The sequence below is a fragment of the Enterobacter hormaechei subsp. xiangfangensis genome (assembly GCF_001729785.1).
Taxonomy (GTDB): Bacteria; Pseudomonadota; Gammaproteobacteria; order Enterobacterales; family Enterobacteriaceae; genus Enterobacter; species Enterobacter hormaechei_C.
On record NZ_CP017183.1, the window covers coordinates 3,618,927 to 3,634,948 of the forward strand.

General features: G+C 61.5%; 15 protein-coding genes. 2 read left to right on the top strand and 13 right to left on the bottom strand.

Going from position 1 to position 16,022, the window contains the following annotated elements:
- Window positions 1–42: 42 nt before the first annotated feature.
- The 4 genes from BFV63_RS17255 to BFV63_RS17270 form a co-directional block, all read right to left on the bottom strand.
- Complete coding sequence (locus BFV63_RS17255) at window positions 43–1,065, bottom strand: HoxN/HupN/NixA family nickel/cobalt transporter (protein WP_023314717.1); 1,023 nt, start codon at window positions 1,063–1,065, stop codon at window positions 43–45.
- 1 nt (window position 1,066) lies between these two features.
- Entirely contained in the window at window positions 1,067–3,283 is a 2,217-nt protein-coding gene (gene hypF, locus BFV63_RS17260; RefSeq protein ID WP_057059260.1) for a carbamoyltransferase HypF, read from the bottom strand.
- Window positions 3,284–3,288: 5 nt separating this feature from the next.
- Window positions 3,289–3,834, bottom strand: coding sequence for an electron transport protein HydN (gene hydN, locus BFV63_RS17265; protein ID WP_017382793.1), 546 nt, complete (start codon window positions 3,832–3,834; stop codon window positions 3,289–3,291).
- Window positions 3,835–3,966: 132 nt separating this feature from the next.
- On the bottom strand, window positions 3,967–4,980 hold the full coding sequence (locus tag BFV63_RS17270; protein WP_048241991.1) for a LacI family DNA-binding transcriptional regulator: 1,014 nt from the start codon (window positions 4,978–4,980) through the stop codon (window positions 3,967–3,969).
- A 214-nt stretch (window positions 4,981–5,194) separates the two neighbouring features.
- Between BFV63_RS17270 and ascF the strand changes: the two genes are divergently transcribed.
- Both ascF and BFV63_RS17280 read left to right on the top strand, forming a co-directional pair.
- Window positions 5,195–6,646, top strand: coding sequence for a PTS cellobiose/arbutin/salicin transporter subunit IIBC (ascF, locus tag BFV63_RS17275; protein WP_057059259.1), 1,452 nt, complete (start codon window positions 5,195–5,197; stop codon window positions 6,644–6,646).
- A gap of 18 nt (window positions 6,647–6,664) precedes the next feature.
- Window positions 6,665–8,089, top strand: a complete 1,425-nt coding sequence (locus tag BFV63_RS17280; protein ID WP_023314720.1) for a 6-phospho-beta-glucosidase — start codon at window positions 6,665–6,667, stop codon at window positions 8,087–8,089.
- Between the two features lie 88 nt (window positions 8,090–8,177).
- On the opposite strand, the gene hycI is transcribed toward BFV63_RS17280, so the two are convergent.
- From hycI to hycA, 9 genes are all read right to left on the bottom strand, one after another.
- Complete coding sequence (gene hycI, locus BFV63_RS17285) at window positions 8,178–8,633, bottom strand: hydrogenase maturation peptidase HycI (RefSeq protein WP_003862145.1); 456 nt, start codon at window positions 8,631–8,633, stop codon at window positions 8,178–8,180.
- Window positions 8,626–9,036 carry a formate hydrogenlyase maturation HycH family protein gene (locus tag BFV63_RS17290; RefSeq protein WP_003862143.1) on the bottom strand — a complete coding sequence of 137 codons (411 nt, stop codon included), beginning with the start codon at window positions 9,034–9,036 and terminating at the stop codon, window positions 8,626–8,628. The genes hycI and BFV63_RS17290 overlap by 8 nt, the downstream gene beginning before the upstream one ends.
- Window positions 9,033–9,800, bottom strand: coding sequence for an NADH-quinone oxidoreductase subunit B family protein (locus BFV63_RS17295; RefSeq protein WP_003862141.1), 768 nt, complete (start codon window positions 9,798–9,800; stop codon window positions 9,033–9,035). Before BFV63_RS17295 ends, BFV63_RS17290 begins: the two co-directional genes overlap by 4 nt.
- Complete coding sequence (locus BFV63_RS17300) at window positions 9,800–10,342, bottom strand: formate hydrogenlyase complex iron-sulfur subunit (protein WP_003862138.1); 543 nt, start codon at window positions 10,340–10,342, stop codon at window positions 9,800–9,802. Before BFV63_RS17300 ends, BFV63_RS17295 begins: the two co-directional genes overlap by 1 nt.
- Window positions 10,343–10,351: 9 nt before the next feature.
- Window positions 10,352–12,061 (bottom strand): formate hydrogenlyase subunit HycE, encoded by a 1,710-nt coding sequence (gene hycE, locus BFV63_RS17305; RefSeq protein ID WP_022651741.1) that lies wholly within the window; start codon window positions 12,059–12,061, stop codon window positions 10,352–10,354.
- Window positions 12,062–12,076: 15 nt separating this feature from the next.
- Window positions 12,077–13,000 (bottom strand): respiratory chain complex I subunit 1 family protein, encoded by a 924-nt coding sequence (locus BFV63_RS17310; RefSeq protein WP_045346945.1) that lies wholly within the window; start codon window positions 12,998–13,000, stop codon window positions 12,077–12,079.
- 1 nt (window position 13,001) lies between these two features.
- Window positions 13,002–14,816 (bottom strand): formate hydrogenlyase subunit 3, encoded by a 1,815-nt coding sequence (gene hycC / locus BFV63_RS17315; protein ID WP_045350947.1) that lies wholly within the window; start codon window positions 14,814–14,816, stop codon window positions 13,002–13,004.
- Window positions 14,813–15,421 (bottom strand): 4Fe-4S dicluster domain-containing protein, encoded by a 609-nt coding sequence (locus BFV63_RS17320; RefSeq protein ID WP_017692772.1) that lies wholly within the window; start codon window positions 15,419–15,421, stop codon window positions 14,813–14,815. The genes hycC and BFV63_RS17320 overlap by 4 nt, the downstream gene beginning before the upstream one ends.
- Window positions 15,422–15,494: 73 nt before the next feature.
- Window positions 15,495–15,959 (bottom strand): formate hydrogenlyase regulator HycA, encoded by a 465-nt coding sequence (hycA, locus tag BFV63_RS17325; RefSeq protein WP_022651744.1) that lies wholly within the window; start codon window positions 15,957–15,959, stop codon window positions 15,495–15,497.
- Window positions 15,960–16,022: the final 63 nt, after the last annotated feature.

A 16,022-nucleotide genomic window follows, 5' to 3' on the forward strand; every position in this document is an offset into this window, starting at 1 on the left:
CCCCGATGTCCCGGGGCTTTTTTTATGGCTACCCTTTCAGCGTCAGGAGCGCACCACCAGCGCGTCATAACCGCGCCAGCGGTAGTTCGCCATCGAGATCAGCCAGCAGGCGACAAACAGCCCGACCACCACAAATCCGGCATCGCCCAGGTTATCGTTCACCGCGCCAATCAGATCCCACACGCCGCCGCTGAGGGAGAACTTGTCCATCAGCAGACCCAGCGCTTCCAGGCCGCCGATAAACAGCGCCACCACCACCGAAGTGCCGGTGATGGTCATGTTGTAGTACAGCTTGCGCTGCGGCTTGTTAAACGCCCAGCCGTAGGCACCCACCATCAGCAGGTTATCGAGCGTATCCACCAGCGCCATGCCGCTGGCGAAGAGCGCCGGGAAGATCATGATCGACCACACCGACATCCCGCTGGAGGCGCTGGCGGCGGAGATCCCCAGCACGCCGATTTCGGTGGCCGTATCAAAGCCGAGGCCAAACAGGAAACCGACCAGGTACATCTGCCAGCTTTTATTGACGAGGCGGAAGGTTTTGCCGAACAGCCAGTTCATGACGCCACCCTGTGCAGGCAGCGTGATGTCGCCCTGCGCCGGCCTGCCGTGTTTCAGTGCCTGAAAACTGCGCCAGACGCCGCGCAGGATCACCATATTCACCAGCGCCATCGCCAGCAGGAAGGTGGCGGAGACGGCGGTGCCAATCAGGCTGCCGGTTTCGTGGAACCATGCCATGTTTTTCTGAAACGCCGTGGCGGTAGCGGCGATAGCAATGGAGGCCAGCACCACAATGGTGGAGTGTCCGAGGGAAAACCATGCGCCCACGCCGGACGGGCGCTTGCCCTGCTGCATCATCTTACGCGTCACGGTATCAATCGCGGCGATATGGTCGGCATCCACCGCATGACGCAGTCCGTAACACCAGGCCAGCAGGCTGGCCGCCATCAGCGCCGTACTGTCGCTAAAGGTGTGCCACGCCAGCCCCCAGGCCAGCAGGTTAGCCATCCCGAGAGCCAGCAGCAGGCACGCTGCACGAGGTTCATTGCGTAACAGTCGTAACATTTTAAGTCCTTTGTAAACATGATCGGGCGGCAGCAACCACCGCCTGCCCGAAGGAGATCGCTCCGTCACCTGCGGGCAGGCGCGAAGGAAAAAGAAGCGTGAAATCAGAAAGGTAATGACGAAGGCGCGCGCGCAGCAGGCGGTTGTGAAGGACGCCGCCGCTGAAGCACACCGTAGAGAGCGACCGTCGGCGGGCATGCGTTGCCGCCAGTTCGCTCAGCCCTTTTGCCAGCGCATCGTGAAAGGCCCAGGCGCGCTCGCCGGGCTCCGCCCGCCAGGCCAGCCACTGCTGCCAGAACAGCGCAAGGTTATCCGTCTGGAGCGTCACCGGATGATCAACCCCTGCACAGCGTTCGGCCAGCGCCTCCAGCCGGCACGCGGCTTCGCCCTCATAGCGTTGCGTTTCAATGCCCAGCGCACAGGCCACGGCGTCGAACAGACGACCACAGGAGGAGGCCCGCGGCGCATTGATACCGCGCGACACCGCCGTTGCCAGCAGCGGCCAGTTTTGACGCTGTACCACCTCAGTTTCCGGGTACTGCTGCCAGTCAGGTACGAACGCCAGACAGTGGGCGAGCAAATTGCGCCACGGCTGTTTTGCCGCCAGATCGCCCCCCGGCAGCGCAACGGCTGGCAGACCGCCCAGCCGTTCGCAGTCGCGATAGTTCACCCGCAGGCACTCGCCGCCCCACAGCGCGCCGTTCTCGCCCATGCCGATCCCGTCCAGCGTCAGGGCAATAACATCCCCGCCGTCGAGCGGCCAGCCGTTCTCCGCCAGACACGCTGCCGCATGCGCATGATGATGCAGCACGGTCTCAACGGGCAGCGCCTGCGTCCGGGCCCACTGTCGGGCGTGATATCCCGGATGGGCATCGCACACCACACGCTCTGGCTGGAAAGCGTAGATCTCCTGCATCGTCGAGAGCGCACTGCGCCACTGCGCCTCTACGCCCTCGTCGCTCAGATCGCCAAAATGCTGGCTCAGCACCGCCTGGTTGCCACGTACCAGGCAGAAGGTATTTTTCATCTCCGCGCCGGTGCATAACATGGGCGGGATGTCGCGGAATCCGGCGGGCAATGTGATGGCATCCGGCACAAAACCGCGTGCGCGACGCAGCATCGTGCCCTCCTGGTCCATCACTGAATCATCCATCCGTTGCAGGATGTCGCGGTTGTGCAGCAGGAAGCCGTCAGCGATGTCACTGAGTTCTTCCAGCGCCTGCTGGTTGCTTATGGCGGGTGGATGGCCACTGAGGTTGGCGGAGGTCATCACCAGCGGACGCTGACAGTCCAGCATCAGCAAATGCTGGAGCGGGTTCGCAGGCAACATCACACCAACCGTATTCAGCCCCGGCGCAATCTCCTCAGGAAACGCTGGAAGGCAGGCTTTTGGCGTCAGCATAATCGGCGCAGCGGGTGAACGTAACAGCGTCTGGATGGTCTTCGGCAGATCGTTCGCATGCGGGATCATCACCGCCAGCGGCCTGGTCGGGCGCTGCTTGCGTGCCCGCAATTTCCGAATCGCCTGCGGGTTAAGCGCGTCGCAGACCAGGTGAAAACCGCCCAGCCCTTTGACCGCCACAATCCCGCCGCCTTCCAGCATCGCCACCGCCGTGCTTAACGCCGATTCGCGGGTGGCGGTAGCCTCCCCGGCTCGCCACTCCAGCTGCGGCCCGCAGTCCGGGCAGGCCACTGGCTGGGCGTGAAAACGCCGGTCAGCCGGGTTGCGGTACTCCGTTTCACAGGGCATACAGAGCGGGAATGGCGCCATTGACGTGGCCGGGCGGTCATAGGGCATGGCGCGGATAATGGTAAACCGCGGCCCGCAGTGGGTGCAGTTGATAAAGGGGTAGCGGTAGCGACGTTCGCGGGGATCGCGCATCTCCGCCAGGCACGCGGGACAGGTGGCGGCATCCGGGACGATTTGCGTGTCCATCGCCCCACTCTCGCTGTGGCGGATGACAAACTCGTCCGGCAGCGTATTCCAGCTGTACGGCTGCGTTTCAACGCGATCGATGCGCGCCAGCGGTGGGCAGTCCTGGCGCAGCCTCGCGGTAAAGTCCCCCCCATTACCCGCGAGACGCACCAGGACACCCTCTCCGTCGTTGCAGACATCGCCCACAAGCTTCAGCCGGTGCGCCAGCTGCCAGACGAAGGGCCGAAACCCCACGCCCTGCACCTTGCCGCGCACCCGCAGCTGAACGCCGTTGCTGCTCATACGGTTCAGAACAGCAGTGATGACGAGGTGTCGAACGCCGCGCGGCGACGTTTTTCGGCACTCATCTGTTCGAGCTTGTCTCGATCGACGCAGACCAGCGCATGCGTCGGACAGGCTTCCATACACGCCGGACCGGCGTCGCGGTGGTAGCAGAGGTCACATTTATTGGCTTCGGCTTTCTCCGCGCGCACGCTCAGCCCGATACCGCTGTTGCGAACCACCGGGCGAACCACCACCTCCATCGCGCCATACGGACACGCCACCACACAGGTTTTGCACCCGATGCAGCGCTCCTGCATCACATGCACGAAGCCTTTCTCGCGCTTAATCGCCCCGTTCGGACAGACGTTGGCGCACGGCGCGTCTTCACACTGGCGACAGATAGCGGCGGTAGAAATATTCACGCCTTTAATGACGTGGATGCGCGGCAGAAAGGTATCAGGGGTGAGAGAGGCGCAATCCTGCTCTGCCTGATGGGACACCACGCACGCCACTTCACAGGTACGGCAACCAATGCATTTGCTGGCATCGGCCATAATAAAACGGTTCATCTGCTTCTCCGGCATAACTGTTATGCGCGAAGCTATTCATAAACCGTGCCAATATTTAATGCGTTGATTTTAAAGCGAAATAAAAAGAAGTAGTTCTGTCATCGTCATTAGTGACGATGACAGATGTCGACGTCAGCGATGCGGGCCGTCAATAACGGAGTCGCGCAGGATAAGCTCGCCGGAGAAGGTTTGCTGAAGCTTAAACTCACCGCCGTCGAGCATGAAAATCAGGCGGCTGATGGTCTCCTGGATCATCTCCGTTACCGGAATACGCACGCTGGAGAGGGACGGCACGATATAGGGCGCGATTGCCACGTCGTCAAAGCCGATGACGGACACCGCGCCCGGCGTGGCGACGCCGCTCTCGTGCAACTGCCTGATGGCGCCAATCGCCATATCGTCGTTACTCGCCACCAGCGCGGTAAACGCTTCGCCGCGGGTGAGCAGCTGAGAGACCGCCGCCGCGCCGCTGGCCGGGCTCCACTTCCCTTCGGCGACCAGCGCGTCACGAACTGCAATCCCGTGCTGCGCCAGCGCCTCCCTGTAACCGGAAAGACGCTCCACCCCGGTGGGTGAATCCAGCGAACCGGTGATAAACGCAATCTCCCGGTGGCCTTTCGCGATCAGCTGCGATACCGCGTCCTGACACGACGCTTTATGATCGGACCAGACGCTGTGGCTGCTGTTTTTCCGCAAACGGCGGTTGAGCACCATAATCGGCTGCTCGCATTTCTCAATGATCTCGTCCAGCGCTTCCACGCTCAGAAAACGCGGGTAGATGATCACCGCGTCGCAGCGCATGTCGAGCAGATACTGGATCGCCTCGCGCTCCTCTTCGGCGCTGTGCTTGCCGTCCGCCAGGATCAGCTGACGCCCCTTCTCTTCCGTCATCCGCGCGGCGTTAAACAGCAGCTCGCTAAAGTAGACCCCATGGTACAGGGTGTTTGTCACCACCAGCCCCAGGGTCTGGGTGCGTTTGGTCGCCAGGTTTCGCGCCAGCAGATTGGGGCGATACCCGCTTTCTTCGATGGCCTGAAACACGCGGTCTTTCGTCTCCTGGCTGACGTAACCGTTCCCCGACAGCACCCGGGAGACCGTCGCTTTCGACACGCCTGCCCGCTTCGCCACTTCCAGCATGGTGGTCATAGTGTTATTCCATTCAAAACCGATGAGCCGCAGTGTACTTCACCGCAGAAAAATTGTCGCAGCGACGTTATCACGCTTTTTACGGCCACGAGTGATCGTCATCACGAAACGAAAAAATGAATAAAAAGTGATCTTGTTTCATTAAAAGAAACTCATGATGATTATGTGAAACCGGTTTCCTACACTTCTCACAACGATAACAGGATCACATCCGATGGCAAAAAATTACGCTGCGCTGGCAAACGACGTTGTTAGCGCGCTGGGCGGTAAAGAGAACATCGTCGCCGTCACCCACTGCATGACGCGCCTGCGCTTCGTTCTGAAAGACGAAAGCCTTACCGACACCGCGCGCCTGAAAAGCATCAGCGGCGTGCTCGGCGTGGTGCGCAACGACAACCAGTGCCAGGTGATCATCGGCAACACCGTGTCCCAGGCATACCGTGAAGTGGTGAGCCTGCTGCCCGCTAACCTGCAACCTGCCGTAGCGGAAGGTCCACAGAAGCTCACGCTGCGCCGGATTGGCGCCGGGATCCTCGACGCGCTGATCGGCACTATGTCTCCGCTGATCCCGGCGATCATCGGCGGGTCGATGGTCAAGCTGCTGGCGATGATCCTTGAGATGACCGGCGTGCTGGGCAAAGGTGACCCGACGCTGACGATCCTGACCGTTATCGGCGACGGCGCGTTCTTCTTCCTGCCGCTGATGGTGGCGGCTTCCGCAGCGGTGAAGTTCAAAACCAACATGTCCCTGGCAATCGCCATCGCGGGCGTGCTGGTTCACCCGAGCTTTATCGAGCTGATGGCCAAGGCCGCGCAGGGCGAGCACGTTGAGTTCGCGTTCATTCCGGTGACGGCGGTGAAATACACCTATACCGTTATCCCGGCGCTGGTGATGACCTGGTGCCTGTCGTACATCGAACGCTGGGTGGATCGCATTACCCCGGCGGTGACGAAAAACTTCCTCAAGCCGATGCTGATCGTGCTGATTGCCGCCCCGCTCGCCATCGTGCTGATTGGCCCGCTCGGGATCTGGATCGGTAGCGCCATCTCCGCGCTGGTCTACACCATTCACGGCTACCTGGGCTGGCTCTCCGTGGCGATCATGGGCGCATTGTGGCCGCTGCTGGTGATGACCGGGATGCACCGCGTCTTTACGCCGACCATCATTCAGACCATTGCCGAAACGGGCAAGGAAGGGATGGTGATGCCGTCGGAAATTGGCGCCAACCTGTCGCTCGGCGGTTCGTCGCTGGCGGTGGCGTGGAAAACGAAAAACCCGGAGCTGCGCCAGACGGCGCTGGCGGCGGCGGCCTCCGCCATCATGGCGGGGATCTCTGAACCGGCCCTGTACGGCGTCGCGATCCGTCTGAAACGCCCGCTGATTGCCAGCCTGATCAGCGGCTTTATCTGCGGCGCGGTGGCGGGCATAGCCGGTCTTGCCAGCCATTCGATGGCGGCGCCGGGGCTGTTTACCAGCGTGCAGTTCTTCGACCCGGCCAACCCGATGACCATCGTCTGGGTGTTTGGCGTGATGGGTCTGGCAGTGGTGCTGTCGTTTGTGCTGACCCTGCTGTTAGGGTTTGAGGATATCCCGGTAGAAGACGAAGCCGAAAAAGCACGCGCCCTGCAAACCGCACCGGTACAGAACAAAGCAGCAGAAGCATAAACTGAAAGCGAGGTAAGAATGTCTGTTTTTCCACAAGGATTTTTATGGGGCGGCGCGCTTGCCGCCAACCAGAGTGAAGGGGCTTACCGTGAAGGCGGCAAAGGACTGACGACGGTCGATATGATCCCCCACGGCGCAAACCGCCTGGCGGTAAAAGTCGGCAAGGAAAAACGGTTTTCGTTGCGGGACGACGAATTCTACCCGAGCCACGAGGCGATTGATTTTTACCATCGCTACAAAGAAGACATCGCCCTGATGGCGGAGATGGGCTTTACGGTGTTCCGCACCTCGATTGCCTGGAGCCGCCTCTACCCGAACGGCGACGAACCGCTGCCGAATCAGGAAGGCATTGCCTTCTACCGCGCGGTGTTCGAGGAGTGCAAAAAGTACAACATCGAGCCGCTGGTGACCCTCTGCCACTTCGACGTGCCGATGCACCTGGTGACGGAGTACGGCTCCTGGCGCAACCGTAAGATGGTCGATTTCTTCGCCCGCTACGCCCGCACCTGCTTCGAAGAGTTTAACGGGCTGGTGAAATACTGGCTGACCTTCAACGAAATCAACATCATGCTGCACAGCCCCTTTTCCGGCGCGGGGCTGGTGTTTGAGGAAGGTGAAAACGAAGACCAGGTGAAATACCAGGCCGCGCACCACGAGCTGGTGGCGAGCGCGCTGGCGACCAAAATTGCCCACGAGGTAAACCCGGAAAACCAGGTCGGCTGCATGCTGGCGGGCGGTAACTTCTACCCCTACTCCTGCAAGCCGGAAGACGTGTGGATGGCGCTGGAGAAAGACCGCGAGAACCTGTTTTTTATCGACGTGCAGGCGCGCGGCAGCTATCCGGCCTACTCTGCCCGCGTGTTCCGCGAAAAAGGCGTCGTGATTGTGAAAGACCCGGGCGATGACGAACTGCTGAAAAATACCGTCGACTTTGTCTCGTTCAGCTACTACGCCTCGCGCTGCGCGTCGGCGGACATGAACGCGGGCAACACCAGCGCGGCGAACATCGTGAAGTCCCTGCGCAACCCGCACATTCAGGTGAGCGAGTGGGGCTGGGGTATCGACCCGCTCGGCCTGCGCATCACTATGAACATGATGTACGACCGCTACCAGAAGCCGCTGTTCCTGGTGGAAAACGGTCTGGGGGCGAAAGATGTCGTTGATGAAAACGGTGAGATTAACGACGACTACCGCATCAGCTACCTGCGCGAGCACATCCGCGCGATGGGCGACGCGATTGAGGACGGCGTTCCGCTGCTGGGCTACACCACCTGGGGCTGCATTGACCTGGTCTCGGCCTCAACCGGGGAGATGAGCAAGCGCTATGGATTTGTCTACGTCGACCGCGACGACGCCGGGAACGGCACGCTGGAACGGAAACGCAAGAAATCGTTCGGATGGTATAAGAAGGTGATTGCGAGTAACGGGGGGGATCTCGAGTAGCCTGTTGCCCTCACCCCAGCCCTCTCCCACAGGGAGAGGGAGATGGGTTTGGTAGGCCGGGTAAGGCGAAGCCGCCACCCGGCACTGCTCAGAGCGGAGAAAAACCTCCATCCCCAACCCACCCTGCAAGCCGTGAATACACCCCCTCCACCGCCTCTTTCACCGGCGGCGTCATCGGGTAATAAAACCCGACAATATCCGGCTGAATGCCCAAAAACAGCACCTCGCCCACGTCGTCTTTGATCTGATCCACCAGGTAGTTCAGCGGCATATTGTGGGTGGTCATCATAAACATCTCGGCGATGTCGTCCGGGTCAATCAGGCGGATCTCGCCGGGGTTAAGCCCCATATCGGTGGCATCGACGATTAACAGCCTGTCCGGATGCAGTTCACGGATGGCGACCACGTCGTTTTCCGGCGCGCTGCCGCCGTCAATCACCACCCAGTTGCCCGGCGGGTTTGCGGCGCACAGTTCCGCCAGCAGCGGACCCGCGCCGTCGTCGCCCATCATGCTGTTGCCGACACACAGTAAAACGTCAGTCACGTAATCTCCTCACCATCAGGTAGATGGCGCTCTCCTGATGAATATCGTGCAGCATGCCGAGCAGCGTTTTGCTCCACGCCTGCTGCGCCGGGGTTTGTACGCTCAGCGCCGCGTCAAAGGCGTTAGCGAGCATCGCAATGTGGTTGGCGTCGATGACGATCTCGCCATACTTCGGCACGCCCTCCATCTTGCGCCGCGCCGTACTGCCCTCCTCCAGCGTGGCGATCCACGCCAGGTATTCCGGCCACGGGCAGGTTAACGCCGCCTCCAGGCAGTCGATCACCCCGAGGTGGTGCCCAATCGCCAGGCTGTAATAGACCACCTGCTGCGCCGCATCCGGCGTGGCATCGTTCTCATCAATAAACTTACGGCTCAGCTGGCTGAACACCACCGTTTCACTCATCGGATACGCGCCTCATCCACAATGTTGTTCAGGTTCGCCACGATCTCATTGAGACGCGGATCGTTCTCGGCCTCCAGCCAGCGCGCCACCTGATGGTCGCCCTGGCTGAGCAGACGCAGATAATCGTCGGCAATCTGGCGTCCGTAGCGGTAGCCCGCCAGCCTGCGTGCCGTGCGGTCGATCTTCACCCGCAGCGGTTGCACCATATCCGGGTGCAGGATAGTGGCTGGCTGGTTGTCCAGCTCGCCTGGCTCGCGGGCGTGGATCTTCTGCTCCAGCAGGCCGAGCGCCATGGCAAAACCGTACAGCGTGGCGGCGGGCGTCGGCGGGCAGCCCGGAATGTAGACGTCCACCGGCACGATTTTGTCGGTGCCGCCCCAGACGCAGTAAAGATCGTGGAAGATGCCGCCGCTGTTGCCGCAGGCGCCGTAGGAGATGCAGATTTTCGGATCCGGCGCAGACTGCCAGGCGCGCAGCGCAGGCGAGCGCATCGCGCGGGTGACCGCGCCGGTGAACAGCAGGATATCCGCGTGGCGCGGGGACGGCACCACCTTGATGCCGAAGCGCTCGGCGTCAAACAGCGGCGACAGCGTAGCGAAGATCTCAATCTCGCAGCCGTTGCAGCCACCGCAGTCCACGCGATAGACGTAGGCCGAGCGTTTGATTTTTTTCAGCAGCGACGCCTTCATGCTGGCGATGGACTCCTCCACCGTCAGCGGCACCGGAATGCCGTTAGCGTCGCGCGGGCCGAGTAAGTTTTCCATCAGCTGGCCTCTCTCATATGGCGGGTTAAATCGATGCGGTCAGACGGCAGCAGGCATTTCTGACGCTTGCACTCCGGGCAGGTTTCGAAGCTTTCACGGTGATGCTCCGCGCGGACGTCGCCGTTGTGCTTCAGCAGCGCGATGGCGTAGTCGATCTCTTTTTGCACGGCGAACGGACGCTTGCAGACGCGGCAGTTGCACAGCGCAAAGCGCGATTGCTGGAGGAAGTCCTCTTTTTTCCACACCGCCAGCTCGTACTCCTGAGACAGGCGAATGGCGACCGTCGGGCAGACCTCCTCGCAGCGGCCGCAGAAGATGCAGCGCCCGAGGTTAAACTGCCAGGCCAGCTCGCCGGTTTTCAGGTCCGTTTCCACCGTTAAGGCATTCGACGGGCAGGCGTTGACGCAGGCCGCGCAGCCGATGCACTGCTGCGGGTTGTGCTCCGGCTTGCCGCGAAAGTTTTTATCAACCGGGATCGGCTCCAGCGGATAACTGCTGGTCTGCGCGCCGGTTTTGATCACTTTTTTGATAAAGGTAAACATGGCGAATCCTTATTTCAGCGGCGAGTTCTTACGTTCGATGCTGTAGCGCTCAAGCTCTTTGTACGGCACCACCTGGCTTTTCTTCTTGCGCACGTCCACGACGGTCATGCGGTCGGTGCAGGAGTAACACGGGTCGAGGCTGCCGATGATCAGCGGCGCGTCGGAGACCGTGTTGCCGCGAAGCATGTAGCGCAGGGTTGGCCAGTTGGCGTAGGTCGCCGCACGGCAGCGCCAGCGGTAGAGCTTCTGGTTGTCGCCGGTCATGCTCCAGTGGATGTCGTCCCCGCGCGGCGCTTCGGCAAAGCCGAGGGCAAAGCGGTTTGGAATGTAGGTGAAGCCTTCCACCATCAGCGGGCCGCCCGGCAGGTTATCGAGTCCGTAGTCAATCATGTTCAGCGCGGTGAACACCTCGTTGATGCGCACCTTCAGACGGGAGATGACGTCGCAGCCCTGCTCGCTGTGCACGGTCATCGGCAGCAGGCCGTAGCCGACGAACGGGTGATCGGCGCGGGTGTCGCGGGCGTGGCCGCTGGCGCGCACCATCGGACCAACGTTACTGAAGTCGCGGGCGATTTCCGGGTCAAGACGACCAATCCCGACGGTGCGCTGCTCAATGTTGGGCGTGCTGAGCAGCATATCCACCAGCTCCTGCACGTCCCGGCGCATCTGCTGCGCCAGCTGGCGGGTCTGGATCATGTCGTCTTTCAGCAGGTCGCGGCGGATCCCGCCGATCAGGTTCAGGCCGTAGGTTTTACGCGCCCCGGTAAGGATCTCCGCCATCTTCATCGACGCCTCGCGCACGCGGAAGAACTGCATAAACCCGGAGTCAAATCCGACGAAATGGCAGGCCAGGCCGAGGTTCAGCAGGTGCGAGTGCAGGCGCTCCACCTCCAGCAGAATGGCGCGGATCATCTGCGCGCGTTCCGGCACCACGATCCCCATGCCGTTTTCCACCGAGGTGGTGTAGGCGGTGCTGTGGGCAAAGCCGCAGATGCCGCACACGCGGTCAGAAAGAAACGTGACTTCGTTGTAGCCCATGCGGGTCTCCGCCAGCTTCTCCATGCCGCGGTGGACGTAGAACAGGCGGTAGTCGGCGTCGATAATGTTCTCGCCGTCGACGAACAGGCGGAAGTGGCCCGGTTCGTCAGAGGTAACGTGCAGCGGGCCAATCGGCACCACGTTATTCTTCTTGCTGCCCAGCTCGTTGATGAACTCGTAGGTTTCGCTGTCGGTGGTTGGGGCTGGGCGCTGGCGGTAGTCCATGCTGTCCTTGCGCAGCGGATAGAGTTCATCCGGCCAGTCGTCCGGCAGCACCAGGCGACGCTCGTCAGGCAGGCCAACCGGCACCAGGCCGTACATGTCGCGCACTTCGCGCTCGCCCCAGACGGCGGCGGGCACGCGCGGCGTGACGGACGGGTATTCCGGTTTATTCGGGTCGACCTCGACGCGCACGGTGATCCAGCACTTCTCGCCCTGCTCCATCGACATCACGTAGTACACCGCGTAACTGCCGCACAGCTGGCGCTCGTCGTTACCGAACAACACCGACAGCCAGCCGCCCTGCTGGTAGTAGAGAAACTCCACCACTTCCGGCAGATAGTTCACCTTAATGGTGACGGTGATCTGGTCTTTGGTTTGCCAGGACTCCTCCAGCACCACGCCCGGGAAAGCCTGATGCAACGCGGCGAGATACTGCTGACCTTTCTTTTCTTCAGACATAAACACTCTCTTTAATCACGCCACCAGCAAGGAGACGAACGCTAAAAATGCAAAACCAAAACCAGCCCAGGTAATGCGTGACGTTTCGACAAAACGCAGGCGCGCCATGCTGTTTTCAAACAGGGCAATGACCAGCACGCCGATAAGCAGCTTGAGCACAGCCACCACCACGGCCAGCAGCAGGCCGCCCGCAGAGAAGTTCGTCATCTGCCCCCACGGGAAGAAAACGCCGACGAACATCTGCAACACCACCAGCTGCTTGAGACTGATGCCCCACTTCAGCACCGCAAAGCCGTAGCCGCTGTACTCGGTGAGCGGCCCCTCCTGTAATTCCTGCTCCGCTTCCGCGAGATCGAACGGCAGCTTGCCCATCTCGATAAACGTGGCGAACGCGCAGGCGCAGAGCGCCAGCACCAGCGGGAGCGAACGTGAAACCGGCCAGTGGTAAACGGTGTCGGTGATGAAACTGATGTGGGTCGAGCCTGCAACCTGCGCGGCGACCCACAGCCCCAGCAGCAGAATTGGCTCAACCAGCACGCCGAGCATCGCCTCGCGGCTGGCACCGATACCCGTAAACGGGCTGCCGGTGTCCAGGCCCGCAATCGCAAAGAAGAAACGCGCGATGGCGAAGAGGTAGATCAGCGTAATCAGATCGCCCAGCACCGGCAGCGGCGACGCCACCGTCACCACCGGCAGCGCGGTGGCGATGGTCAGCATCACGCCCACCATCACAAACGGCGTCAGGCGGAACACCCAGCCCGCGGCATCCGGCGCGACGCTCTGACGGGAGAGCAGTTTGAAGAGATCGCGGTACTCCTGGAGCACGCCAGGTCCGCGACGGTTGTGCAGCCGGGCGCGCGCCACGCGCGTGATGCCCGACAGCAGCGGCGCGGCGGCGAACAGCACCAGCGCCTGAAGAATTGCCAGTAACAGACTCATGTCAGGCTCCTCGTGAAATGACAATCACCACCAGCACCGCCAGCTCGATCAGCGCCAGGCGGCGGAACAGTACGGGCACGGCGGCCCCCTGCCAGCCCGGCACCCAGCCCACCGGGTTCAGCCAGTGTCGCAGCTTCAGCACGGCGGCAAAGTTCTCTTTCACCGGCATGGCGAAACCGTGGGCGGTGATGACCATCGACTGCTCGTGTTCGTAGCCGCAGGCCCACGCCGCGCCGCGCGAGCGGGAGGCGAGACGGTCGCGTCTGAAGAACAGCATCAGCACGAACGGCAGGAGCGGCGCGGCAATCAGCAGCAGCGCCATCATCGGCTGGGAAACGACGGTATGCGCCGTGACCAGCGGCAGCGGAATAGCCTGGCCCAGCTGCGGCAGCAGCCACGGCGCGGCAACCCCGCCCGCGATGCAGCACAGCGCCAGCGCGACCACGCTGGTGGTCATCAGTACCGGGGCGCAGCAGGCGTTTTCCGCTTCTCGGGTGCGCGGCGCGCCCAGGAAGGTGACACCGTAAACTTTAGCCATACACATCACCGCCAGCGCGCCGGTGATCGCCAGGCCCACCGCCAGCAGCGGGCCGAGTAAACGCCCGATAAACGCCTCGCTCTGGCCGAGGGCGAAGAAGGATTGATAAATCACCCACTCGCCGGCAAAGCCGTTCAGCGGCGGCAGCGCAGCCATCGCCATCAGCCCGACCAGCATCGCCAGCGAAATGACGGGCATTTTTTTGCCAATCCCGCCGAGCTTCTCAATATCGCGGTGCCCGGTGCGGAACCAGACGCTGCCCGCGCCGAGGAACAGGGTGCTTTTAAACAGGCTGTGGTTGATAAGGTGATACAGACCGCCAATAAACCCGGCGGCAATCAGCGCCGGCTGGTTGAGCGCCAGCCCGGTGACGCCTGCGCCCATGCCGAGCAGGATAATCCCGATGTTCTCCAGGGTGTGGTACGCCAGCAGACGCTGGATGTTGTGCTCCATCAGCGCGTAGAGGCCACCGACGAACGCGGTGATCATCCCCGCAATCAGCAACGCCACGCCCCACCACAGCGGCGGCCGATCGCCCGTCAGGGTTATCGTCAGGATGCCGAACAGACCGACCTTCATCACCACGGTGGAGAACAGCGCAGCGGCCGGGGCTGAGGCATTGGCATGCGCCTGCGGCACCCAGCCGTGCAGCGGGATTATCCCGGCCAGCAGGCCAAAACCGACTACGCTCAACAGCCAGACGTCGTTGCCCAGCGGCTGGCCGTTAAGCGCGGCGAAATCCAGCGTGCCGAAACGCTGCCACACCAGCCAGCAGGCCAGCGCCAGCAGCAGCGTGCCGAGACGTCCGAGCGCAAACCACAGCTTGCCGGAGGCGCTGCATCCGGTCAGGAACACGCCGCACAGGGCCATGATTTCAGCCATCACCACCAGCGCGCCGAGGTTGCTGGCGACAACGGTACAGACCGCGGCGGCCATCAACAGGTTAACCAGCAGGCCGTTGGCTTTGGTGTGCTGATGGCGGTGCCAGTCGATATTAAACAGGCTGATAAACAGCCCGCACAGGCCAAAGGTTATCAGCCAGATGGCGTTCAGCGGCGTAAGCTCAACGGCGTGGTGAATCAGCGGGATGAGGGTGTCGACGGATTGCCCGTCGATCAGGACAACCCCGCCCGCCGCCAGCGTCATCAGGCTGCCGACCGCCCCGCCGATACCGGCGATCACGCCGCTCAGCGTTTTATGGAAGGCGAGGAGCAGCGCCAGGACAGCGGCGGCGGCAAACCAGGCCACGCCGCTGGTCATCATAACTATCGCGTTCATTTCGCCCCCTCGTTAAGCGCCCGCAGCAGCGAAAGATCGCCGACGTCGGTATTGATGGTCAGCTCACGCTTGCGTTTGCTGGTGCGAGCGATGTCGCGGATGTTGACCAGGACCAGCGCCCGGGTCGGGCAGGTCCGCACGCAGGCCGGACCCTGCTCATCGAAGCTGCACAGGTCGCACTTCACCGCAACGGCGCGAATGCCCGGCACCCAGTCCAGCAGCGTGCTCACACGTGCCGGAGCCGGTGGCGCAGGCGGCGCTTTCGGGGTATTGGCATTCGCCGGAATATGCAGCGGACGGCTGCCGGAAAACTCAATGGCGCCGAACGGACAGGCGATGCCGCACAGCTTGCAGCTCACGCACAGGCTTTCGTTCAGCTGTACCGCGCCGTCAACGCGGGTGATGGCATTGACAGGACAAACGCCCGCGCACGGGGCGTCTTCACAGTGGTGACAGAGCTGCGGGGCAGACTCTTTCTCATTACGCATGACGCGCAGGCGCGGCATGGACTGTAGCCCGTGCAGGCGGTGCGTTTCCGAGCACGCCGCCTCACAGGTCCGACAGCCAATACAGACCGTCGAGTCAGCAATTACAAAACGGTTCACCGGGTCATCCTCTGGTGATGGTCATTTTTGACGAAAAAAAACTGTCTTATCGACACTTCTCGACACTCGCTTTTCAGGCCACGTTCGCGGAGGATTTTCCGTCGATCAGCTGTTTCAGGTTGATCGGCTGATCGTGCTCAACGGCGGCGTAGAGGCCGTTATAAACCGGCGCTATTTTCTCCAGATAGTGCTCCAGCACCTGCTGGCGATCGCGGTTGCTGACGTGACCGTCCACCATGCCGTCGGCCATCAGTTGAGCTTTCGCAATACACTGTTTTTCACCCTCTTTTGTCTCAACGTAATACTCAATGGTGTGGCTGTTGAAGCTCTCCGCCAGGGTGACAAAAATCGTGAAGTGACCAAACAACACAAAGCGCATGTCCCCCTGCGCCGCGCAGCTCATGGCATGGTGCAGACGGGCTTTTGACAGGGTGATCCCCTGAATCAGAGAGTTGCAGTAGAGGTGCCACTGATCCTGAAGCTGCTGATGACGTTGCGCGATGTAATCCGCTTTTTCGCTAATTTCCCAAATAGTCATAAAAGGTATCCGGTTAATGGAGTTAGCGGCTGTTAAGCAGTTTTCGTGCCAGCTTTTAATTTG